This window comes from Pseudoalteromonas arabiensis (assembly GCF_001550155.1).
Classification (GTDB): Bacteria; Pseudomonadota; Gammaproteobacteria; order Enterobacterales; family Alteromonadaceae; genus Pseudoalteromonas; species Pseudoalteromonas arabiensis.
Window position 1 is genome coordinate 584,645 of record NZ_LRUF01000026.1, and the last position, 23,006, is coordinate 607,650.

The window sequence follows — 23,006 nt, forward strand, 5'->3', positions numbered from 1 at the left end:
AATGAAGAAAATGCTTCATACAGCCCTAGCTGTATCGATTTCACTTGCTCTAACTGGGCAAGTAGTGGCGGCAGAGCAATCAAATGATGACAAATGGCAGGTGGACGCACCAAAAGGCCAATTCCTAGACGCTAAAATTAGTGTTGAGCAGGGCACGTGGATGAATGTGGATATTAGCCCTGATGGTAAAACTCTGGTGTTTGACCTACTTGGCGATATTTATACCATGCCAATGTCGGGTGGTACTGCAACGCAATTAACCAGTGATATTGCATGGCAAATGCAACCACGCTTTAGCCCTGATGGTAAGCACATTGCGTTTACTTCAGACCAAGGTGGTGGCGATAACATATGGGTTATGGATTTAAACGGTGAAAACCAGAAAGCAGTAACGAACGAAACATTTCGTTTGTTAAATAGCCCTGCTTGGAGCCCTGATGGTGACTACTTAGTTGCGCGTAAGCATTTTACTGCAAGCCGCTCTTTAGGGGCTGGTGAAGTATGGCTTTACCACAAAGCGGGTGGTAAAGGTGTACAGCTAACTGCACGCGAAAATGACCAAAAAGACTTAGGTGAACCAATGTTCTCACCGGATGGTCGTTATGTGTATTTCTCGCATGATGCAACGCCGGGTAAAACATTCCATTACTCTAAAGACTCTGTAGCGGGTATTTATAAAATTAAACGCTATGACCGTGAAACCGGTGAGATTGAAACAATTATTGATGGTATGGGTGGGGCTATTCGACCTACACCTTCACCAGATGGTAAAAAGCTTGCGTATATCAAGCGTGATGACTTCCAAACTAGCTTGTATTTATATGATCTGCACACCGGTGAGCATACAAAGCTTTATGGTGAGCTTGAGCGTGATATGCAAGAGACATGGGCTATTCATGGCGTATACCCAACAATTGCTTGGACACCAGATAACGAACAACTGGTCTTTTGGGCGGGTGGGTCAATCCATAAACTAGATGTCGATGATAAGTCTGTCTCGGCTATTCCATTTAAAGTTGAAACTAATAAGCAAATTCAAAAAGCCGTGCGCTTTACACAAAATATTGATAGCGACAATTTTGATGTGAAAATGCTGCGCAATGTACAAATCTCACCGGATGGTGAAACGGCTATTTTTGAAGCGCTAGGTCATATTTATAAACGTGATTTAGAGTCTGGCAAAGTGAAGCGCTTGACTAAGCAAGACGATCACTTTGAATTATTTCCGCAGTTCTCACGTGATGGTAAGAAGATTGTTTACACCACATGGGATGATAACGAACAGGGCTCAATCCGTGTTGTATCTGCGCGCAGTGGCCGTGGCGATACGATTACTAAAGAACCAGGTAAATATGTAGAGCCAACATTTAGCCCAGATGGTAAAACGGTTGTTTATCGTAAAGCGTCTGGCGGCAGTATCCTTAACCCGACATGGTCATTAGAGCCTGGTATTTACTCAGTAAGTGCTAAAGGCGGTGATTCAACACTTATCACTAAATCAGGTTATCAGCCGCAATTTGGTGCAGCGAACGACCGTATATATGTGATGAGTCCTTGGCCAAAGCCAACATTAAGTGTTGTTGAACTTGAATCAAAGCAAGTTCGTAAACTTTATGAATCAGAGCATGCAACAGAGTTTAGAGTATCACCGAATGGTCAATACTTAGCGTTTGCAGAGCGTTTTAAAGTATTTGTTACGCCATTTGTTGAGCGCGGCAAAACCATTAATATTGGCCCGAAAGATAGCCAATTCCCAATTGAGCAGCTTTCTGTTCGCGCGGGTGAGAACATCAGCTGGAGTGGCACAAGCGATAAACTTTATTGGAGCTTAGGCCCTGAGTTATATCATGCAAGTCTAGCGGGTTTATTTGATATTAACCAAAATGAAGAGACTGATTTTAAAGTTAAAAGCGGCGACAACATCGGTTTTACAAAAACCATGGCGGAGCCTAACTCAGTCTTTGCGTTCACTGGCGCGCGCATTATCACCATGAACGGTGAGCAGGTTATTGAAAACGGCGTTATTGTAACTGATGGTAAGCATATTAAAGCGGTTGGCAGTAAAGACAGTGTTGCTATTCCTAAAGGTGCTGAGGTAATTGATGTAACCGGCAAGACGATTATGCCAGGGATTGTTGATGCGCATGCGCATGGCTCGCAAGGTAGCGATGAGATCATTCCACAGCAAAACTGGAAGAACTTAGCAGGTTTAGCGTTAGGTGTAACAACGATTCACGATCCATCAAACGACACCACTGAGATTTTTGCTGCAAGCGAAATGCAAAAAGCAGGCATGATTGTCGGCCCTCGTATTTTCTCCACGGGTACCATTTTATATGGTGCGAATATGCCAGGTTACACGTCGCATATTGATTCGTTAGAAGATGCCAAATTCCACCTTGAGCGCTTAAAGAAAGTGGGCGCGTTTAGTGTTAAATCCTATAACCAACCACGCCGTGAACAGCGCCAGCAAGTGATTGAGGCAGGTCGTGAACTTGAAATGATGGTTGTGCCAGAGGGCGGTTCACTACTGCAGCACAACTTAACCATGGTGGTTGATGGTCATACGGGTATTGAACACTCAATTCCTGTTGCCAATATCTATGATGATATTCGCCAGCTTTGGTCACAAAGTGATGTAGGTTACACACCGACACTGGGTGTCGCATACGGTGGTATTTGGGGTGAAAATTATTGGTACGATAAGACCGATGTGTGGAATCACCCACGCTTAAGTAAGTTTGTGCCAAAGAATCAGCTTTTACCTCGCTCAATGCGTCGTGTTAAGGCGCCCGATCATCACTATAACCACTTTAACAATGCCCGTGTTGCCAAAGAGCTGCAAGACTTAGGTGTTTTAGTGAACCTAGGTGCTCACGGCCAACGTGAAGGTTTAGCCGCACATTGGGAAATTTGGATGTTTGCGCAAGGTGGTATGACACCACTTGAAGCAATTCGTGCAGCAACCTTAGATCCTGCTAAATACATTGGCCTTGATAACAACATCGGTTCACTTGAGGCGGGTAAGCTTGCCGATTTAATCGTTATTGACGGTAACCCGCTAACGAATATTCGTGATACAGATAAAATCGATTACACCATGATTAATGGTCGTTTATTTGATGCAGCAACCATGAACGAAGTGGGTGAAAAAAAACGCGAAAAGTTATATTTTGAAAAAATCTAACATAGCGAAAATCTAAACTGAAAGCGGCCATAGTGCCGCTTTTTTATTGTTTATTCATTGTTTTAAATGAGGAAACTGTTTAATTCCTACCAGTTTTGCTTGGCAGATCATACCCTCAACGAGTGTCATCAAATAGTGGCTGTACGAGCCCAACTGCGAACTTTCCATGTTATTACACGCTGATAAACGCTGTTTTATTAACTGCTGCACTGCCATTTTATGCTCTTTGCAGGCTTGATTAATTGGGTTGGCAGGATCAGCAAATTCGGCTGCAGTGTTAATAAATAAACAGCCATTAAAATCACCTAATTCAGTCACTTTAGAATTAAACCACGCTTCATGGCAGCTGATCAAAGCGACTTTAAATTCTTCAATAGTTGTTTGCTTGCTGGTGGCTTGCGTTAACCAATTTAAAAACCTGTTATGTCGCTCACTAAGGCACGCTAGTAATAGTTCATCTTTACTTACGAAATGGTGGTACATGGTTTTTTTAGCGACACCCGCGACACTAATAATCTCGTTTATTCCCACACTATGAATGCCTTTTTGATAAAAAAGTGACAGGGCGGTCAAAATAATATGTGTTCGTTTATCCATAACAAGATCTCAATTGGCGACTAATGATAGCTTGACAGAAGTAGACCGACTTGTCTACCATTTGCCGAGTAGACAAATCGGTCTACTTTTAGGAGGCGTTATGGAAAATAAGGTGAGTAAAGCGGCTATCGCAGGTGTAATTGCTTGTATGGCAATTTTTGTGTTGGCCTATTTACAGCAATTAGGAAATTACGGTATTTGGTTGATGGCACCATTTGGTGCAACTGCGGTGTTGGTATTTGGTGTACCACACAGCCCGCTTGCGAAAGCGAAAAATGTCATCGGAGGGCACCTTTTGACTGCATTAATTGGCGTTGTATTTGTAAATTATGTCGGTGTAGGGCCTGTTGAAATTGCTATCGCCACAGGGCTGGCAATCAGTCTCATGATGTTGACAGACACAATACATCCCGCGGCAGGGGCAAATCCAATTTTGATTATGCAATCTTTGCAAAGTTGGGATTTCTTAGTAATGCCCGTACTGATTGGCACTATTTTTATTGTGCTATTTGGTTATTTTAGTCAATGGCTATTAAATATTCAGCTGGATGAATATAAAAAAACCACTAACGAGTAGTGGTTTTTAAAATTATTAAGTGTAAGTAAATTACACAACACCACGTGGTAAACGACAATCGTGGTCTTTTTCAGCTAGGTTAACGATCCAAAGTTCTTCAGCTTTGTAACCATCATCGTTTGCTTTAACAACAGTGAATGATGCTTTTTTTGCTGTTTTAGCTGGCGCAGCGGTTTTAGTTTTGGTTTTTTTCGCTGGGGCTTTTGGTGCTTCTTCTGCCTTAGGCTCAGCTGTTTTACCAGAAGTAAGCTCTTCAGTCAGCGCTGCAACATCGGCTAGGCGCAAGTTTTTGCCACCATCGATGCTATACCAACCAGGTTTTGTAGTAATTTCAGGTTTCTTACCATTCGCTGCTTCGTATGCTGCTTCGAAGGCATTTAACACTTCTGTTTTGTCTAGTTTGCTCATCAGAGACCCTATACGTTGTAAACACAGATTAAGAATATATATTTATACCTATTTTCAGCTTACTTTTCAATTTTTTGCGATTTTCCTTCCATTTTTCGCTCATAACCGCCAAAATTTGCACAAAATAGAGGGTTGGAGAACGGTTTTATATGCAACGCAAACAATTTACTCAATTACTAAATGACATTCTTAAGCCTGAATTAATCGCTGATTTCTGCCCCAACGGTTTACAAGTTGAAGGCGCGAGTGAGGTAAAAAAAATAGTAACGGGTGTAACAGCAAGCCAAGCATTGATTGATGCAGCGATAGCCGAAAATGCAGATACAATTTTGGTACATCACGGCTACTTTTGGAAAGGGGAGTCGCAGTCAATTACGGGTATGAAAAAACGCCGTATTGCAGCGCTTTTAAAGAATGATATTAATTTATATGGCTATCATTTGCCGCTAGATATACACCCCGACATTGGTAATAACGCGCAATTGGCAAAGTTACTCGATATTGAGTTTACTGCTGGGCTTGAATCCGGTCCTAATAGTGTGCCGGTAAAAGGGCGTTTAAAAACACCATTAACGGGTGAAGAATTTGCCGACAAAATTGCCCAAGTACTCAATCGCGCACCGTTAACAAGCTTAGTTAGAGAAGAGAAAATTGACACTATTGCTTGGTGTACTGGTGGTGGGCAAGGGTATATTGATTTAGCTGCCTCGCAGGATATTGATGCTTATTTGACAGGTGAAGCATCTGAACAAACGATTCACAGCTCACGTGAACAAGGTATCGATTTTTTTGCAGCAGGTCACCATGCGACAGAGCGCTACGGCATTAAAGCTCTGGGTGAGTTATTAGCTGAGCAGCATGGTTTTGATGTCACCTTTATTGATATCGATAACCCTGTCTGATTCTATGGAGACTACTGCGCCTTTGCATCAAAGCAGTGGCGCATATTTCACGGGCCAATGGACTGAACCAGCAAGGGAGCATAAAAGCCCATGTAACCATGTCAGTTACATGAGCTTTTATTAACGGCCGTTATTTTGTTTACAGGTATTTAAAAAGTGGCGATAAACAGGGTTATCTTTCATATTTTTTTTCATTGCTAAATACATCGGGCGTGTTAACCCTAACGCACCTAACGGAATCGATTTAATAAGCCCTTGGCTTTCATAAGGGGTCACTAACCAATCGGGCAAAGCCGCAACCCCCATACCAGCACTCACCAACTGGAAAATCAATAAGCCTTGGTCAACCGTTTTCAGCGTGCCATCGAATCGTGCATTTTGGATAAAATGTTTAAAGATATCTTGGCGTTCACGTGGAATGGGGTAAGAAATTATCGTTTCGTTTTTTAAATCCAGTGCGGTGACATAGGCTTTTTTGGCCAGTTCATGATCAGGTGAAACAATCAGTTTTAACTTAAAGTCGAATAAGTGTGCGTATTCTAATTTGTCTGGCTCACGGATATCAGAGGTGAGTACTAAGTCCAGTTCATCATTGATTAGATCAGGAATAGCGTCATAACTAAAGCCTCTTTCATAATCGACTTTAATATCTGGCCAAAAGTTGTTGAACTCTTTTATAGTCGGTAATAGCCAGTGAAAGCAAGCATGGCATTCGACACTTAAGCGCAGGTTTGAAATTGGCTGATTAAGGCTTTCTTTTAAACGGCATTTTGTCGCTTCAACACGCGGTAAAACTTCGTTTGCTAACTCCAGTAACAGCATACCTTGTGGCGTGAAGCGCACAGGCTGCGTTTTACGCTCGAAAAGTTGACAGTCTAATTTATTCTCAAGATCTTTAATTTGATGCGATAAAGCCGATTGCGTTAGAAACAACTCTCGGGCTGTATTGACCAAAGATCCTGTTTCTTTAAGGGTTGCTATGGTTTTTAAGTGTTTAATATCGATCATCTTTAAAAAATCTCATGAAAAATGTGAGTCAAACTCAGATTATGGACATAGTACGCCTACAATTATGTTTTTTCAACGTCTAGACGTCTAAAGTTTCAGAGGAATTTTACCTCATATTTACAATATACTTTTATTAATCAAATTGACAGCGTTGTCATTTATATTTTACTTAAATTATTTTTTAAATCCATGAAATTACCTCAAGTTGAAACTGAGAAAGCATCAGTTGAATTAGCTTTATCTCATCGCTAATGTTTTAGACATCTAAACAGCTAAATGGAATGGGTATGGCACAATTACATAATTTAGGCTTTCCTCGAATAGGAAAGAAACGTGAGTTAAAGTTCGCAATAGAATCTTATTGGGCAGGAAAAATAAACCAGCAAGTATTACTCGAACGAGGTAAGTCTATTCGGCAAGAAAACTGGGCACTACAAGCTAATGCCGGTATTGACTTACTGCCTGTAGGTGACTTTGCTTGGTATGATCATGTTTTGAATACATCACTTTTGGTGGGAGCAATTCCAAAGCGCCACTGTAGTGAGGAAGGTAACGTTGACTTAGATACACTTTTTAGAATTGCTAGAGGGCAAGCGCCTACTGGATGTCAATGTGCGGCAAGTGAGATGACAAAATGGTTTAATACAAATTATCACTATATTGTTCCTGAGTTATCGGAAGATCAAACATTCGCACTGACTTGGACTGAACTATTTGAGCATGTGCAAGAAGCTCATCAATTAGGCCACAAGGTGAAGCCTGTGTTGGTTGGCCCTGTGACTTATTTACATTTGGCTAAGCCTGCAGGAAAGCCGTTTGATACGTTATCATTACTAGAAAAGCTTTTACCTGTCTATCAACAGGTATTAGCTAAGCTTGCGAAGCTGGGTGTTGAGTGGGTTCAAATAGATGAACCTGTTCTTGCCTTAGAATTAAACTCTGGCCAGCAAAAAGCACTTAAAACAAGTTTTGCGACGCTTTCAGGACAAGGTGTGAAGTTACTAGTTGCCAGTTATTTTGACTCAGTAAATGATTATGTTGCCGATATAGCTAATTACCCTGTAGACGGTGTGCATTTTGATTGTGTTGCAGGAAATGTCGATATATCAAAGCTTGATACCTTAATCACACAGCAACAGGTACTTTCACTGGGTATTATTGACGGTCGTAATATATGGCGCAGTGATTTAACGCAAAAGTATTCTGTATTGCACGCGTTAGCTAAAAAAAGAGGCGATAACCTGTGGCTTGCGCCATCTTGTTCGTTGCTTCATACACCTGTCGATTTAGACCAAGAGCAGCAATTAGAGGGGGAAATAAAATCGTGGCTTGCTTTTGCCAAACAAAAAGGCGAAGAGTTACAACTATTGCGTAATGCGCTTAACACAGGGCAAACACAGTTGCTGTATGATTACAGTGAGCCAGTTAAGAAACGTTTAATATCAGCGAGAGTTAATAATCAAGATGTGCAAAACCGTCTGAGTACACTAACTAACAAAGATGCTAAACGGTCTAGTCCATTCTCAGTTCGAATAGCCAAACAGCAAAGCGCACTTGGGCTACCTTTACTACCGACCACCACGATAGGATCTTTCCCGCAAACTCAATCGATACGTAAAGCACGTAAAGAATTTAAAGCGGGGGTTTTGCCTGCTGCTGAGTACCGTCAGCAGATGGAAGCAGAAATTCGCTATGCTGTTGAAGAGCAAGAAGCGTTACAGCTCGATGTTTTGGTGCATGGTGAGGCAGAGCGTAACGATATGGTTGAGTACTTTGCGGAGTTTTTGCAAGGCTTTGCATTCACCCAATTTGGGTGGGTACAAAGTTATGGAACGCGTTGTGTAAAACCCCCGATTATTTGGGGCGATGTGTCGAGAGAGCAATCTATGACAGTTGAATGGACGCGCTATGCACAATCTCTAACAACGAAGAAAATGAAAGGCATGCTAACGGGTCCAGTGACTATTCTATTTTGGTCATTTATCCGTGATGATTTAGATAAATCTACCATTGCTAAGCAAATAGCATTAGCGCTTCGTGATGAAGTTGTCGATTTAGAGCAAGCTGGTATAAAGATAATTCAAATTGATGAGCCCGCTTTTAGAGAAGGTATGCCATTAAAATCAAGTGACTGGCAATCGTACTTGGACTGGGCTGCTTATGCGTTTCGTGTTTGTGCATCGAAAGTGGCAGATGAAACACAAATTCATACTCATATGTGTTATGCGGAGTTTAACGACATCATAGCGGGTATTGCAGACACGGATGCAGATGTCATCACGATAGAAACATCTCGTTCAAATATGGAGCTATTAAAAGCATTTGAGGATTTTGATTATCCGAATGATATCGGGCCAGGGGTGTATGATATTCACAGCCCAAATATCCCCGATATTGCTTGGATTAAGAACTTAATTCACAAAGCGGCTAAAAAAGTGCCAGTAGAGAGGCTCTGGGTCAACCCTGACTGCGGTCTAAAAACCCGCGGTTGGGAAGAAACACGCTTAGCATTACAAAATATGGTTACTGCCGCTAAAGAGTTACGCCGAGAGTTAGGCTAACCTCATAAACATACTAAGCCTAAGTAACTCTTAGGCTTTAAAGACCATTTAGAATTATTTTTTCAGCTTCACTGGCTGGCATAGGTTTGGCCTTTAAAAAGCCTTGGCCAAACTTACATTGTGTTTGTTTTAAAATGTTTAATTGTTGCTCTGTTTCAATTCCCTCTGCCACTACATCCAGTTTTAATGATTGGGCTAATGAAAGAATAGCGTCAACAAGTGGGTTATGCTCTTTTCTTAAATGATCAATAAAGCTTTTATCAATTTTTAAAATATGAATGGGCAGTTGATGTAAATAACCAAGTGCAGAGTAACCTGTACCAAAATCATCTAAACATAGTTTGACTTCAAGCGGAGCAAGGCCTTCTATTATTTTTGTTGCCAACTCTAGGTTACCAATTAAGCCTGATTCTGTTATTTCTAAACATAAAGAGCCCAGTGGTAATTGATACTTTTTATATAAGTCATGTATCTGACTCACAAAGTCGAGGCTTGCAAAATGCCTAGATGACACATTGACAGTGACACGTAAAAAAGGTGTTCCTTGTTTATGCCAAGCGAATATCTGCTTTGCGGCAAGTTCTAATAAGTGCAAATCAAGATTAATAATCTGCCCTGTGTCCTCAGCGATCGGAATAAAATCATTGGGGGCCACTAAACCTTTGCTAGGGTGATGCCATCTAACAAGCGCTTCAAAACCAACAACTTCATTACTTTGAATAGTAAAAATAGGCTGGTAGTAAAGTTCAAAGTCGTTATGCTCAATGCCATGTTGTAAGTCATTTTCAATATCTGCATGTGACTTTAATTTTTTGCGCATTGTGTTATTGAAAAATTTGACTTGTCCGCGACCTGAAGATTTTGCTTCGTACATAGCTGCATCAGCATGTTGCAGTAACTTATAAGCCTTGTCTTTTTCACTTGTACAAAATGCAACACCGATACTCGTTGAAGCTTGCAATAGGTGACCATCGATATTGAGAGGCTCTGCAAGTGCCAGTTGGATACGTGCAAGTGCATCATCAATTTGTTGTTTGTCAGTGATGTTTTCCATAAAAATAGCAAATTCGTCACCACCCAAGCGTGCGAATGTATCTGTATTTCTAATTGTTCCTTGTATTAGCTCACAAATTTTGACTAAAAAATGATCGCCAACCTCATGACCGAGCGAATCGTTAATACTCTTAAAGCGATCGAAGTCTAAATAAAGTAGGGCATGTTGACTTTGTTCATCAGAACGAGCCAAGCGTAAGATCCCGTGTTTAACTCGTTCGATAAGTAATGAGCGGTTTGCCAAGCCTGTGAGCTCGTCGTGCAGCGCTTTATGTTCCAGTTCTTGGCGCGAAAGTTGACGGTCAATTGCCATACTTATTTGTCGGCTTACATAAGTCAGAAGAGCACGATCATGTTCACTGTAATGGTAATATTCACTATAGCTTTGAACTGCAATTACGCCACTGATACGCTCATTAACCTTAAAAGGCACACCGAGCCAAGATTCTGCTTGTCTGCCGACCATTTTAAAATGGCCTGCCTTTATATGCTTTGCAAATTCTTCTTTATTAAATAACAGAGACTGGTCTGTTGTTAAAAGGTAATACGAGGCGGTGTCCTTGAGTAATTCTTTGGAAATCTTTTTATGTGCGTTTGAACGAACACCTTCTTCAATAATATAGACTAAATCAAGTACATCTAGTTGTTTGTCATACAGGCCAATAAAGAAGTTATCAGCTCGCAGTAAAGAGGTAATAATACAGTGGAGCGATTCAAAAAAGCTGTCTAGCTCGCTTGATTGATAGGTTAAATTTGCAATTTGCAACATACTATTTTCAAGCTTTTGAGCATCATTTAGCTGTTTTACTGTTTGTTGTAAATTTTCAACGGTGCGAACTTGATTTATTTTTGCACTCAGTAAATGAGCAACAGTTGAGAGCACCTCTAAATGTGCATCTGTATAGTAATGTTTTTGTGGGTGCTCGCAATCAATCACCCCTAAGACCTTTTCTTTATAAACAAGGGGCACACATAACTCAGAAAGAGCAGGGCGGGCATCCGCTATATAACGACTATCTTGAGTGACATCGCCAACCATTAGAGGGAGTCCTGACGATGCGACATAACCGGTGATCCCTTGATCAAAATCGATTTCAGTTCTGTCTATGTGGTAGGTATCTGAAGAACTTGCTGTTCCCATTGAAGCAACTTCTTTTAATGTACGTGTTTCATCATCAGCTAAATAGATAACACACTCAATAAAGCCAAGACGTTTTACAACCTGAGATGTTACGTAATCCAGTAATTCTTCAAGTGTATCAAGCTGCATCAATGAGGATGAAAACTGATTTATTATACGTAGTTGGTCTGTTTTGACCTCAAGTGCAAAAGCGGTATCTAACCTGTTAGACATAAAAAGAAAACTGACTCAAATTAGCTGTTAATTTATTAACTTAACCTACTATTTATATATCCACAAAGTTATTTTTAAAAAAAACCTTAACTGGTGTAAACTAGTCACCTGAATATGCGCTTGAGTAAATAAGCGAGGTTATTTACTCATAGTTTACGCTATCCCTCTAACTTTAGCCGTGGAAACCAGCAATGTCAGATTTAAATTCGATGCAAACTTTAACAATCACTCGCCCAGACGATTGGCACATACACTTGCGTGATGGTGATCAACTTACCGACACCGTTCGTGATGCTAGCCGTTATATGGGGCGTGCGATTATTATGCCTAATCTTGTTCCTCCGGCAACCTGTACAGACAGTGCATTATCTTATTATGAGCGAATTAAAGCCGCTGGTCCGCAAGGTAATTTTGAGCCTTTAATGGTGCTTTACCTTACAGATAAAACAACCCCTGAAGAAATTAAAAAAGCCAAAGCGACAGGTAAAATTGTTGCGGCTAAATTATACCCTGCAGGCGCGACAACAAACTCAGATTCAGGTGTGACCTCTATTAAAAATATTTATCCGGTGCTTGAAGCTATGCAAGAAGTGGGCATGTTGCTACTTATACATGGCGAAGTAACCGATTCATCAATTGATATTTTTGACCGTGAAAAAGTATTTCTAGAAACAATCTTAGCTGATGTAGTCACTGACTTTCCAACACTTAGAATTGTTCTTGAACATATCACTACAAAAGATGCTGTCGAGTTTGTTAACAATGCCCCTGAGAATGTAGCTGCAACAATTACAGCGCATCATTTGCTTTATAACCGTAATCATATGTTAGCCGGTGGTATCCGCCCACATTACTATTGCTTACCAATTTTAAAGCGAAATATTCATCAGCAGGCGCTAATTGAAGCTGCTACAAGTGGAAGTAAAAAATTCTTTTTAGGCACAGACTCTGCACCGCACTATAAAGACAAAAAAGAAGCGGCGTGTGGCTGTGCGGGCGCATATACAGCTCATGCTGCCATTGAATTATATGCTGAAGCGTTTGAAGAGGCGGGCGCTTTGGACAAGCTTGAAGGCTTTGCGAGCCATTTTGGTCCGGATTTTTACGGGCTGGAGCGAAATAAAGACACCATTACACTAGTAAGAGAAAGTTGGACGGTGCCTGCAAGCTATAAGCTAGGTGATTCACAAGTGGTACCAATCAAAGCCGAAGCGCAAATGGATTGGCTAGTTAAGTAGCTTATAAAGCAACCTGCTTCAAAGCCCACTTTTTTTAGTGGGCTTTTTCATTATATTTTAATTGCTTATAAATACTATCGTCATATATTTTTGCTGTGGCAGTTGACCTCAAAATAATTTTCGATTAATAGAGCTAAAATAAAATTAATGTGTTAGTCTGTAGTTGCTTTGAGTTTTTGCGTATTGAATTTACGGATAATGTGCGGCTTGTACGGTTACCGGTTTGGTTATTGGTTCTTCCTGTACTTTACCCCAAGTTTATTGGGCATTCACTCAGGGAGGATAGAGCCATTACGGCTGAATTTTTAATTATTGACTTACAGGAAAATTTAGTATGTCAAACACGGTTACTGGTAAAGTTAAGTTCTTTAACGAAGCTAAAGGCTTTGGTTTCATTGAACAAGAAAATGGTCCTGATGTATTTGTACACTTCAGCGCTATTACAGGTACAGGCTTCCGCACGCTTAGCGAAGGCCAACAAGTATCTTTCGGCATCAAACAAGGTCAAAAAGGCCCTGAAGCTGAGAATGTAGAAGTAGCATAAGTAATTATGTGAACCTGAATATATTTTGGTGAGGCAGTTTCTGTTTCACCAAAATTCCTTCTCCATTTAAGACTAAAGAAACGTCCCGAATTAGATTTCCTCCTAAAGGCTTATTGAAGTAAGTTTTCCTCAGTATTTATCCTGTAACTAGCTAACTATTCCTTAAAAACCTACTTTCTATAATTAAAGTATTATATGCTGTATTGGCAGTTTTTATAAAAATACATTTACTGTTGTATTGGGAATAATAGTGCGATGCGTGAAACGTTCTACGTTTGATTGCATTTATTTCACCAATCGTAAAATAACCCGCTAAACTTAGTTAAACTTAAAACAGAAAAAATCTGAGTTTAGTGACAGTTGTTTGATGAATTATAATGAAGGTTTACTAATTGATGAGCATAGGAAATGATATTTTGCTAGTAGATGATCACCCAATGGTGGCTACTGCAATTAAAATGGTGCTAGCAAAATCAACTCTCGTAAACGAAGTTCAGGCTGTTGCAAGTCAAAAGGAAGCGTTACAGTTTCTAAAAACCAATAATATTGCACTCGCAATTTTGGATATTGAACTTGAAGACTCAGATGGATTTAGCCTCTACAAGCGTGCTGTAAGTAATGGCTTTGCCGGTAAAGTGCTCTTTTTATCCGCAAAACACGATAAGCATATTATTCGCACAGCTGCTAAATTGGGGGCTCAAGGGTTTGTAAACAAGGCTGAAAGCCTTGAGGATATATCCGCTGCAGTAGAAATGATTTTACGAGGTTATACATTTTTCCCGCAAGAGCATCTAATTGCTTCTGAGAAAGATATCGATGAACTACTGACAGAACGAGAGTTGGCTGTCATGAACTATCTATTGCAAGGATTGTCGAACAAAGATATAGGGGAAAAGCTTTTCATAAGCAACAAAACGGTAAGTACTTATAAAGCAAAAATATTTGAAAAGCTTGAAGTTGACTCAATTATTTCATTAGCAAAGCTTGTAAAAGACCGCGCAATTTTTTAGCCATCCAACCTAAATTATGAAGTTTAATCAATACACCCACCCAAGTGGATAGCCTGATATTGTTCGCAAGCTGTCCAGTTTTGCTCACTGAGTGCATAAAAATTCTTCAAAAGAGATTTTTTAGACGATTTAAAAGATTTTTTTTTTCAAGTTAAACAGCCCTTTTCTGTTTTTACAAAATGTTACATTTATGTTTAAGTAAAAATACAAACAAGACCCAATGTTTACCAGTAAAGGGCTATAGAACTTTACTACGAACACCTCTGTTATTTTTTTGTTAATTCGTTGTTTTGGCTATTTTCCCTTCAACGACGAGTAACCAATTTTTTCCGATGAAACCCGAACATCAAGTTGACAGAGCTAGATGCATTTAGCATTATTGGAGGGTTGATATCTATTAAAAGATATCAGGGTTGTCCTCTTCGGAGGATAATTAAATTATAAAAGTAACATTACTTAATTGGTTGGGAACTATGTCTGTTAAAATCAGAAAGAGTCTTGTAGCATCTGCGTTGGTTGGCGCATTTGCATTTGCAAGCAGCAATGTGATTGCAGATCCTTTGAAAGATGTGCAAGATGCAGGTCAACAAATTCAAAAGGCTGCTGTTAAGTCTCAAACTAAAATTGACAATATCTATGGTCAAACTCAAGAGCTAATCGCTGAGTACCGTAGCATTGTTGATGAAACTGAGCTTATGAAAGTGTACAACGATCACGTAGCACGTTTGGTCGCTGACCAAAACGCATCTATCGAATCGTTTGACCGTCAAATCGCGACAATCGATAACACGAAACAAAACGTTGTGCCTTTGATGTATCGCATGATCGATACGCTTGAGCAATTCATCAAAGCGGACGTTCCGTTCAATCTTGAAAACCGTCTTGCACGTGTTGAAAGACTTCGTGACATCATGGCATCAGCGTCAGTGACTACATCTGAAAAATTCCGCCAAGTGCTAGAAGCATACACAGTTGAAGCTGCATACAGCTCAGCAGTAACTGCTTCTCAAGGTACACTTGAAGTTGATGGCAAAAGCATCAACGTTGACTTTGGTCGTTTAGGTCGTATCACATACGTAGCTCAGTCTTTTGACCTTAAGCATGCGTGGGTGTGGGATAACAATACAAAACAGTGGAAAGAATTAGGTGAAGAATACCTTAAACCTGTTAAAGAAGTTATCCGTATGGCGCGTAAACAAGCGACATTAGAACTTGTTAAACTACCAATCTTTGGCGCGGAGTAATCAATAATGAAGAAACTATTTAAAGGTTTTGCTGTTGCAGCAGTACTATCTGTTTCTGCAGGTACCGCGCTTAATGCACACGCAAACACTGGTGCTTTAGACAAAATTCTTGAGCAAGTAAAGCAAGAACGTATCTCTGAAGGTAAATTAAATAAGCAACGTGAACAAGAGTTCCTTTCAGCTCGTGCTGACAAGCAAGCGTTACTTAATAAAGCGAAAAGCGAGCTAGCTGCTGAAAAAGCACGTGGCGACCGCTTATCTAAAGAATATGCGCAAAACGAAAATACTTTAGCAGAAAAAGAGCAAGAGCTTCTTAATGCACAAGGTACGTTGGGCGAAATGTTCGGTGTTGTACGCCGTTCAGCTGCAGATGCAATTGGTACTATCGAAGCATCACTTGTTTCTGCTGAAAAACCAGGACGTGCTGAAGTACTTCGTTCACTTGCAGCAGCTAAAGAGCTACCAACTGTTCGTGAATTAGAAGAGCTTTGGATTGCACTTCAAACTGAAATGACAGAATCAGCTAAAGTTTCAACTTTCGAAACTGAAGTTGCTGGTCTTGACGGTTCAGCTACAGTGAAAAAAGTAACACGTATCGGTAACTTTAACTTAGTAACTGACGACGGTTATTTAATTTACTCTCCAGAAACTAAATCAATTCAACCACTAGGTAAGCAACCTGATAGCTACATCCTTTCTGGTATTTCTGATTTAGAAAACACTTCTGCTGATAACTACACAGGCGTATTTGTTGACCCTACACGCGGCGCAATCTTACGTATCAACACGCAGAAAAAATCGCTTATGGAATACTACGAGCAAGGTGCTGAAGTAGGTTACATCATCACAGTATTATTACTTGTTGGTCTACTAATCTTCGTAGTACGTTTCATTGATCTTGCGCTTACTAGCACTAAGATTAAGAGCCAGCTTAAAAACCTTTCTACGCCGAATACAAACAATCCACTGGGTCGTATTCTTAAGGTTTATGCTGACAACAAGAATCAAGACGTTGAAAACCTTGAGCTTAAACTTGACGAAGCAATCTTACGTGAAACGCCTCGCATCGAAGCGGGTATCAACATCATCAAGATCTTGGCAGCAATCGCTCCATTACTAGGTCTACTAGGTACGGTAATCGGTATGATCCTTACGTTCCAAACAATCACATTGTTCGGTACAGGTGATCCGAAGATCATGGCTGGTAATATCTCTCTAGCACTTGTTACTACAGCGTTAGGTCTAATTGCAGCTCTACCACTTATTCTACTTCACTCAATTGTTGCGGGTCGTAGTAAGTCGGTTCTACATGTCCTTGATGAGCAAAGCGCTGGTATCATCGCAGCTCACGCGGAGAAGGAGAAAGCCTAATGCTAGTCCTGATGGAGATCTGGGAATCTATCAGGGATTTTGTTGGCACAGGCGGCCAGGTTTTATACGTGGTCGCGATAGCACTCTTTCTTATGTGGGTTTTAATGATTGAGCGCTATTGGTTCCTACTAGCTGAGTTTCCTCGTATGACGAAGAACATTGTAGCTCAGTGGGATGCCCGCCAAGACACTACGTCTTGGTACGCACACAGAATCCGTGAAGCATGGATTTCTGAAGCGTCTGAAAAATTAGATCAGCGTATGTTGTTGATTAAGACATTGGTAGCTATTTGTCCTTTAATCGGCTTATTAGGTACTGTAACGGGTATGATCGCGGTTTTCGAAACCATGGCTACCCAAGGTACTGGTAACGCACGTTTAATGGCATCAGGTATTTCAATGGCAACGATCCCAACAATGGCTGGAATGGTTGCGGCACTATCTGGAGTATTCTTCAGCTCACGCCTTGAGGCAAGAGCGAGAATGGCGAAAGCTAAACTTGTAGATAGCATGCCTCATCACTAGAGAGAGAATTAAATATGGCACGTAAACAACGTTTTCGTGAAGAAGAAGAAGCAGCGGTTGATATGACGCCAATGCTTGACATCGTATTTATCATGCTTATTTTCTTTATCGTAACTACATCGTTCGTTAAAGAGGCTGGTATCGAAGTCAATAAACCTAAAGCGGCCCAAGCTACGAAGCAGAAAAATGCTAACATTTTTGTTGCTATTCGTGCTGACGGTGCAATCTGGATTGATAAACAACAAGTTGATGTTGAACGTGTTTCAGCAAAGATTGAAAGTTTATTAGCAGAACAACCTACAGAAGTTGTAATTTTGCAAGCTGATAAAGAAGCAAAACACGGCGTAGTGGTTAAAGTTATGGACCAGATTAAAGCGACGGGTGATAACCTAAGAATTTCAATAGCTGGAGATCAGTAATGATTCGTTTTCTGTTTTCACTGATTGCAGGTGGGGCAGTTACTTTCGGCTTGTTCTACTTCATGGCGTACCTCATCTCCGGTGGAGCTGACCGTGCGACTGAACAAAAAGAGCAGATCGTAGTCGAAATTATGACGAATCCGCCTGAATCTAAGGTGCAGGAGAGGAAGCGTGTTCCGCCTCCGCCTCCACCACCGCCAAAGCAGCCGCCTAAACCGCAGCCGCCTCAGCCGGAAAACAGCAACCCTAACACTGGTGCATTGTCATTTAATATGCCAAGTATCGATGTGGGTGGCACGGCCGGTGGCCTAAGTGGTCCAGGTGCATTTGGACGTGACGGTGATGCGACACCTATCGTTCGTATTGAACCAAAATACCCAACGCAAGCAGCGCGTGATGGTAAAGAAGGTTGGGTTCAACTTTCATTCACTATCAATGAAGTGGGTGGGGTAGAAGACGTTGAGGTAATCGATGCCGATCCTAAACGTATCTTCGACCGCGAAGCTAAGCGTGCACTGCGTAAGTGGAAGTACCGTCCTAAAGTTATTGACGGAAAACCACAAAAGCAATTTGGTCTTCAAGTACAATTAGACTTTAAACTTAACCAAGGCAATTAAGGAGGCGAGTAATGAGAAATTTATCTAAAGTAACTGCACTTGCAATTCTTATGTCACTATCGGGTGCAGCTTTCACTGCACCGGCTTTAGCTGCGCCAGATTACGCGAAAATTGAAGCGCGTAAAAAAGCAAAAACTAAAGTGATGGGTGAGCGCGTTGGTAAAAAAGTTATTAAAGCGTTTGACTTGTACAATGAAGAAAAGCTTGATGAAGCGATTGCACTTCTTAAAGAAATTGATCCTTCGGATGAATTCGATAAGGCAACAGTCGACCGCTACTTAGGTCAAATGTATGCTCAGAAAGAGCAATACGACCTAGCGATCAAGCATATTTCAGCGGCAGTAAAGCCTGATGTTTTAAACTTTGCTGATCAAGAGCAAGGTCTTAAGCTACTAGGTGATATGTACGCGGGTACTGAGCAATACGCAAAAGCAAAAGATGCGTATTATGCTTGGATGGACTTCACAGGTGAGGAAGACGACAAAGTTTATACACGTATTGCACAAGCAAATTACGAGTTAAAACAGTATAAAGACGTACTTCCTGCTGCAGACAAAGCAATCAAATTGGCAAAAGAACCTGCTAAAGCTTCTTACCAATTAAAGTTAGCGGCCTATTTTGAACTTAAACAGTACAAAAATATGGTTGGTGTAGCTGAAGAGATTGTTCGTGTTTGGCCTGAAGACAAAAAAGCTTGGGTTGGTTTAGGTAAATATTACCTACAAACCGAAGACTTCCAAAAAGGTCTAGCGACCATGGAAGTTGCCTATAAAAATGGCTATTTTGAAAATGAAGTCGAATACAAAGTACTTTCAAACTTTTATTCGTTAACAGAAATTCCTTATAAAGCAGCTGTGGTGCTTGAAAAGGCAATTAATGAAGAAAAAGTTAAGCGTACTAAGCAAAATATCAGTGCTGTGGCGTCAAATTACCACCGTTCAAAAGATATTGAAAAAGCAGCTAAATACTATGAAGAAGCAGCTAAATTTGACGACGATGCAGAGCTTTACCGCAAAGCTGGTTCGTTACTTTTACAGTCGCAAAATTATAGTGCAGCCGTTATTCGTTTGAATAAGGCATTAGAGTTAGGTTCTGATAAAAAAGGAACAATCTACTCTGACTTAGCTGAAGCTTACTACTACCAAGAAAAGTACAAGCAAGCTTACAACGCTATTGTTAAAGCAATGGATGATCCGCGCACGCGTAAATTCGCGAAGAGCTGGTCAACTTTCATCAAAGATAAAGCCGCTCGTAACGGTGTAAAAATCTAATTGATGTTGTTTTAAACTAAAAAGCCCCTCTGGGGCTTTTTTTATGGAATTTTAAAATGCTAAGACAGATCGTATTGTTACTTGTTGCGAGTGTAATGTTGGTAGCTTGCTCTGAGCAATCTACAAAATTCCACACGTTTCAAGAAGGGCAACAAGAACTTCGTAATATTAATTATTTATTACTGAACACAGCAAACTCCTCAAAAGCAAGTGTTTGGCCTTTTTCTGAGCACTATTTAGAAGCGCGTCATCTTGCTTATCAAGGTTTAAAAAACACCCAATTAAACGAATCGCAGCAGGCCCAATTAAACTATTTAATCATTGCTGAGCGATATCCTGAGCGTTATTTTGTATGGCCTGTGCAACGGGATGTTGTGAGCCAAGCTAGCTCGCAAGGTGATTACTCAGCGCAGTCATTAGCTAGTTGGTTAGAGCTTGTAGAAACCCAGCTTATTACAGCAGAACAAAGTAATCTAAAGCTTAATAAAATCGAATTAAAGTTTTTACATAAAATGGTAAAATCTCATCTTGGTAATAATGATGAGAGTGTACAAACCGCGCTAAATAAGCTGGATCAATACTTAACTCAATATCAGCCGCGCAGCAAACTTGGTTTAGTTGGCTTAGCAAATGGTAAAGATTGGTATCAAAGTAAATTGAACTATTTTAGTGGTGAGACTAAAGCTCCATTAAATTGGCTTAGTGAGATACAAATGTCACTCAAACAACAGGTAAGTACTGATTTTGTATTACCAGTGTCAGACTCGCATTCGACGCCATTAGTCATGAATTATTTTTCAGATAATCATCAACATAACGGTCTTGACTGGCAGTTAGAATTTGTCGACCCGCGACAAAGTAAACGCGAACTAACTCTCGCTGAGCAGTACTTTTGGCAGGTAATGATGGAAACAGATCTGGGCATTCATTATCACACGTGGAGTGAGCAGCAAGCGCGCGTGAATTTAATGAAGCGTTTAGGTGTCGAGCAAGCACAAGCTGAGTGGCTGATTGAGGATATTGTATTATATCCGGGTATGAGCTTTATTTTCGTAAGTAAAGAAGAAGGCACCGCGCTCTAAGGAGCGCAGCGTCTGCAGCGTTGAGTGGCAGGATCAGTAAGTAATCGCTCATCATCAATTTTTTCCTCACAATCACAGCAATAGCCATATTGACCAATGTCTATTTGACACAAGGCGGCTTCTAATTTTTCCAGTCGTGAGATGAGTATCTGATATTCAGGTCCTAAGTTATTTGCTGTAAGTTCAAGCCAATCTGAGGGAGGGGTATCCTTGAGTTGCGATAGCAGTTGCTGATGATAGCCTTGATCAGAATCTGCCAGCATATCAAGTAAACGTTGTCTTACCTGCGCAAGTTCAGCAGATAGCTTTGTTTGTATTTCAGTATTGTTCATCGCGGTATCTTCCAAGTGGGCAATACTGGCATTATCAAACAAAATGCGTTCGTTAATTATGATTTGTATCAATACTCGGCGCTTTGGCATACTTTCTTAGTACATCAGCGACTTCATCCTTGGCTTTTAAGCGTCTAATTTCATCAAAAAGGGCATTTGCTTGTGGGTACTGACGTTTCAAGTAACCTAGCCATTGCTTAGTACGTGAAGCAAAATATTTTTCACATTTGCTCTCATCTTGGTGCATGGAAGAGTGAATAATATGGTAAATAACATGCTCCCATTGCATTGGAGTATAGGTTTCACCATTCACATGGGCTTTAATTTGCTTTGCCAAGTCAGGCATAGCCAATGCGCCACGGCCTATCATTAAATCATTACACTGACTTCTGGTTTGACATAAGAGAGCATCTTCAATCTGCCAAATTTCGCCATTGGCGACAACCGAAATTGCTTTACCTTTTATTAAAGGTGGGATTTTCTCCCAATAGGCAGGCGGGTTATAGCCATCTCGTTTGGTTCTTGCGTGAATAGCTAAGCTTGAGGCGCCCGCGCTCACAACGGCATCAACAATTTCTTGGCTATTGCTATCATCATCAAAGCCTAGCCTTATTTTAGCACTCACCTGATGAGCGGGATCGACGGCCTCTCTAACCGCTTTAATAATGTTATGCATGTGCTCAGGATCTTTTAAAAGTACCGCGCCGCCTTTACTTTTATTTACCGTTTTTGCCGGACACCCAAAGTTCAAGTCTATCCCGTGCGAGCCAAGGCGGATCGCTTTGACTGCATTATCAGCTAAAGCATTCGCGACTTGCCCCAATAGTTGAATTCTGACCGGTGTGCCAGCACGTGTATAACCACCTGTTTTTAGCTCAGGGCAGTAGCGATGAAATACACGCTCTGGTAGTGTTGCGTCAACGACACGTACAAACTCTGTGACGCATAAATCGAATCCACCTAAGTCTGTTAGGAGTTGTCGCATCTTAAAATCGACAACGCCTTCCATCGGTGCTAAAACTAATTGCATGGATAAATTTTACTTAACAAAAAATGGATGCGTATTCTACCTGTTATTGCCACTATGATAAATCGTAATTTGTATTTGTAGAATGTCGATTAAATTGGAAAAGTATGAAAGTAATTTTTATTTGTCGGGTCTAATCTAATAACCGTTATGAAAAAGAGAGTCATCATATGAACACAATTAAGCAAAATTCAATCGCCTTAACACTAGGTGCCGTTGTTATTGGTGCGTCAAGCTTCGCAGCAAGTGACGCACACGCAAATCCATTTGAGTTTCAGCAAATGCAAGCAGGTTATCAGTTAGATGCTGCTGAGGGGAAGTGTGGCGAAGGGAAATGTGGCGGCGATAAAAAAGCTGGCAAAGAGGGTAAATGCGGCGAAGGCAAGTGTGGCGGCGATAAAAAAGCTGGCAAAGAAGGCAAATGCGGCGAAGGCAAATGTGGCGGCGATAAAAAAGCTGGTAAAGAAGGCAAATGCGGCGAAGGTAAATGTGGCGGCGATAAAAAAGCTGGCAAAGAAGGTAAGTGCGGCGAAGGCAAATGTGGCGGTGATAAAAAAGCTGGCAAAGAAGGTAAGTGCGGCGAAGGTAAATGTGGCGGCGATAAAAAAGCTGCAAAAGAAGGTAAGTGTGGCGAAGGTAAATGTGGTTCAAACCACTAAGCGTTCACTTAGCTTTTAAAA

Annotated in this window: 21 protein-coding genes; 15 read left to right on the plus strand and 6 right to left on the minus strand. The window is 40.8% G+C overall.

Features of this window, described 5'->3' with window-relative positions:
- The first annotated feature begins 1 nt into the window (after window position 1).
- Complete coding sequence (locus tag PAARA_RS19850) at window positions 2–3,187, plus strand: amidohydrolase family protein (RefSeq protein WP_062570704.1); 3,186 nt, start codon at window positions 2–4, stop codon at window positions 3,185–3,187.
- Window positions 3,188–3,241: 54 nt separating this feature from the next.
- Here the strand turns inward: PAARA_RS19850 and PAARA_RS19855 are convergent, their stop codons facing one another.
- Window positions 3,242–3,784, minus strand: a complete 543-nt coding sequence (locus PAARA_RS19855; protein ID WP_062570705.1) for a TetR/AcrR family transcriptional regulator — start codon at window positions 3,782–3,784, stop codon at window positions 3,242–3,244.
- Between the two features lie 100 nt (window positions 3,785–3,884).
- Here PAARA_RS19855 and PAARA_RS19860 point away from each other — a divergent pair, with 100 nt between their 5' ends.
- A complete protein-coding gene (locus tag PAARA_RS19860) occupies window positions 3,885–4,361 on the plus strand; it encodes an HPP family protein (protein ID WP_062570706.1) in 477 nt (158 codons plus the stop codon).
- A 30-nt stretch (window positions 4,362–4,391) separates the two neighbouring features.
- Here the strand turns inward: PAARA_RS19860 and PAARA_RS19865 are convergent, their stop codons facing one another.
- The gene (locus PAARA_RS19865; protein ID WP_062570707.1) at window positions 4,392–4,769 is read right to left on the minus strand and encodes a hypothetical protein; all 378 of its coding nucleotides are present in this window, start codon (window positions 4,767–4,769) and stop codon (window positions 4,392–4,394) included.
- A 149-nt stretch (window positions 4,770–4,918) separates the two neighbouring features.
- On the opposite strand from PAARA_RS19865, the gene PAARA_RS19870 reads away from it, so the two are divergent.
- Window positions 4,919–5,671 (plus strand): Nif3-like dinuclear metal center hexameric protein, encoded by a 753-nt coding sequence (locus PAARA_RS19870; RefSeq protein ID WP_062570708.1) that lies wholly within the window; start codon window positions 4,919–4,921, stop codon window positions 5,669–5,671.
- Window positions 5,672–5,791: 120 nt separating this feature from the next.
- Here PAARA_RS19870 and PAARA_RS19875 read toward each other — a convergent pair whose 3' ends face one another.
- Window positions 5,792–6,679, minus strand: a complete 888-nt coding sequence (locus PAARA_RS19875; RefSeq protein ID WP_062570709.1) for a LysR substrate-binding domain-containing protein — start codon at window positions 6,677–6,679, stop codon at window positions 5,792–5,794.
- 287 nt (window positions 6,680–6,966) lie between these two features.
- Here PAARA_RS19875 and metE point away from each other — a divergent pair, with 287 nt between their 5' ends.
- On the plus strand, window positions 6,967–9,240 hold the full coding sequence (metE, locus tag PAARA_RS19880; RefSeq protein WP_062570710.1) for a 5-methyltetrahydropteroyltriglutamate--homocysteine S-methyltransferase: 2,274 nt from the start codon (window positions 6,967–6,969) through the stop codon (window positions 9,238–9,240).
- Window positions 9,241–9,277: 37 nt separating this feature from the next.
- On the opposite strand, the gene PAARA_RS19885 is transcribed toward metE, so the two are convergent.
- The gene (locus PAARA_RS19885) at window positions 9,278–11,647 is read right to left on the minus strand and encodes a bifunctional diguanylate cyclase/phosphodiesterase (protein ID WP_062570711.1); all 2,370 of its coding nucleotides are present in this window, start codon (window positions 11,645–11,647) and stop codon (window positions 9,278–9,280) included.
- Between the two features lie 191 nt (window positions 11,648–11,838).
- On the opposite strand from PAARA_RS19885, the gene pyrC reads away from it, so the two are divergent.
- The 10 genes from pyrC (at window position 11,839) to PAARA_RS19935 (ending at window position 20,967) form a co-directional block, all read left to right on the plus strand.
- A complete protein-coding gene (gene pyrC / locus PAARA_RS19890; protein WP_062570712.1) occupies window positions 11,839–12,885 on the plus strand; it encodes a dihydroorotase in 1,047 nt (348 codons plus the stop codon).
- Window positions 12,886–13,219: 334 nt separating this feature from the next.
- Complete coding sequence (locus PAARA_RS19895) at window positions 13,220–13,429, plus strand: cold-shock protein (RefSeq protein ID WP_036967526.1); 210 nt, start codon at window positions 13,220–13,222, stop codon at window positions 13,427–13,429.
- Between the two features lie 395 nt (window positions 13,430–13,824).
- A complete protein-coding gene (locus PAARA_RS19900; protein WP_062570713.1) occupies window positions 13,825–14,439 on the plus strand; it encodes a response regulator transcription factor in 615 nt (204 codons plus the stop codon).
- A gap of 473 nt (window positions 14,440–14,912) precedes the next feature.
- Window positions 14,913–15,683 carry a DUF3450 domain-containing protein gene (locus PAARA_RS19905; RefSeq protein WP_062570714.1) on the plus strand — a complete coding sequence of 257 codons (771 nt, stop codon included), beginning with the start codon at window positions 14,913–14,915 and terminating at the stop codon, window positions 15,681–15,683.
- Between the two features lie 6 nt (window positions 15,684–15,689).
- Window positions 15,690–17,054 (plus strand): MotA/TolQ/ExbB proton channel family protein, encoded by a 1,365-nt coding sequence (locus tag PAARA_RS19910; protein ID WP_062570715.1) that lies wholly within the window; start codon window positions 15,690–15,692, stop codon window positions 17,052–17,054.
- Complete coding sequence (locus PAARA_RS19915) at window positions 17,054–17,578, plus strand: MotA/TolQ/ExbB proton channel family protein (protein ID WP_062570716.1); 525 nt, start codon at window positions 17,054–17,056, stop codon at window positions 17,576–17,578. The genes PAARA_RS19910 and PAARA_RS19915 overlap by 1 nt, the downstream gene beginning before the upstream one ends.
- A gap of 14 nt (window positions 17,579–17,592) precedes the next feature.
- Entirely contained in the window at window positions 17,593–17,997 is a 405-nt protein-coding gene (locus tag PAARA_RS19920; RefSeq protein ID WP_058585247.1) for an ExbD/TolR family protein, read from the plus strand.
- Window positions 17,997–18,614 carry an energy transducer TonB gene (locus PAARA_RS19925; RefSeq protein WP_062570717.1) on the plus strand — a complete coding sequence of 206 codons (618 nt, stop codon included), beginning with the start codon at window positions 17,997–17,999 and terminating at the stop codon, window positions 18,612–18,614. Before PAARA_RS19920 ends, PAARA_RS19925 begins: the two co-directional genes overlap by 1 nt.
- A gap of 11 nt (window positions 18,615–18,625) precedes the next feature.
- Window positions 18,626–19,885: a tetratricopeptide repeat protein gene (locus tag PAARA_RS19930; RefSeq protein WP_062570718.1), complete on the plus strand. Its 1,260-nt coding sequence runs from the start codon at window positions 18,626–18,628 to the stop codon at window positions 19,883–19,885.
- A 56-nt stretch (window positions 19,886–19,941) separates the two neighbouring features.
- The gene (locus tag PAARA_RS19935) at window positions 19,942–20,967 is read left to right on the plus strand and encodes a hypothetical protein (protein ID WP_062570719.1); all 1,026 of its coding nucleotides are present in this window, start codon (window positions 19,942–19,944) and stop codon (window positions 20,965–20,967) included.
- On the opposite strand, the gene PAARA_RS19940 is transcribed toward PAARA_RS19935, so the two are convergent.
- Together PAARA_RS19940 and PAARA_RS19945 are read right to left on the minus strand one after the other, a co-directional pair.
- Entirely contained in the window at window positions 20,964–21,299 is a 336-nt protein-coding gene (locus tag PAARA_RS19940; RefSeq protein ID WP_062570809.1) for a TraR/DksA family transcriptional regulator, read from the minus strand. The two genes, PAARA_RS19935 and PAARA_RS19940, sit on opposite strands and share 4 nt — an antisense overlap.
- Window positions 21,300–21,351: 52 nt before the next feature.
- Window positions 21,352–22,329: a tRNA-dihydrouridine synthase gene (locus tag PAARA_RS19945; RefSeq protein ID WP_062570720.1), complete on the minus strand. Its 978-nt coding sequence runs from the start codon at window positions 22,327–22,329 to the stop codon at window positions 21,352–21,354.
- Between the two features lie 167 nt (window positions 22,330–22,496).
- On the opposite strand from PAARA_RS19945, the gene PAARA_RS19950 reads away from it, so the two are divergent.
- Window positions 22,497–22,985, plus strand: a complete 489-nt coding sequence (locus tag PAARA_RS19950; protein WP_062570721.1) for an HvfA family oxazolone/thioamide-modified RiPP metallophore — start codon at window positions 22,497–22,499, stop codon at window positions 22,983–22,985.
- The last annotated feature ends 21 nt before the right edge of the window (window positions 22,986–23,006 follow it).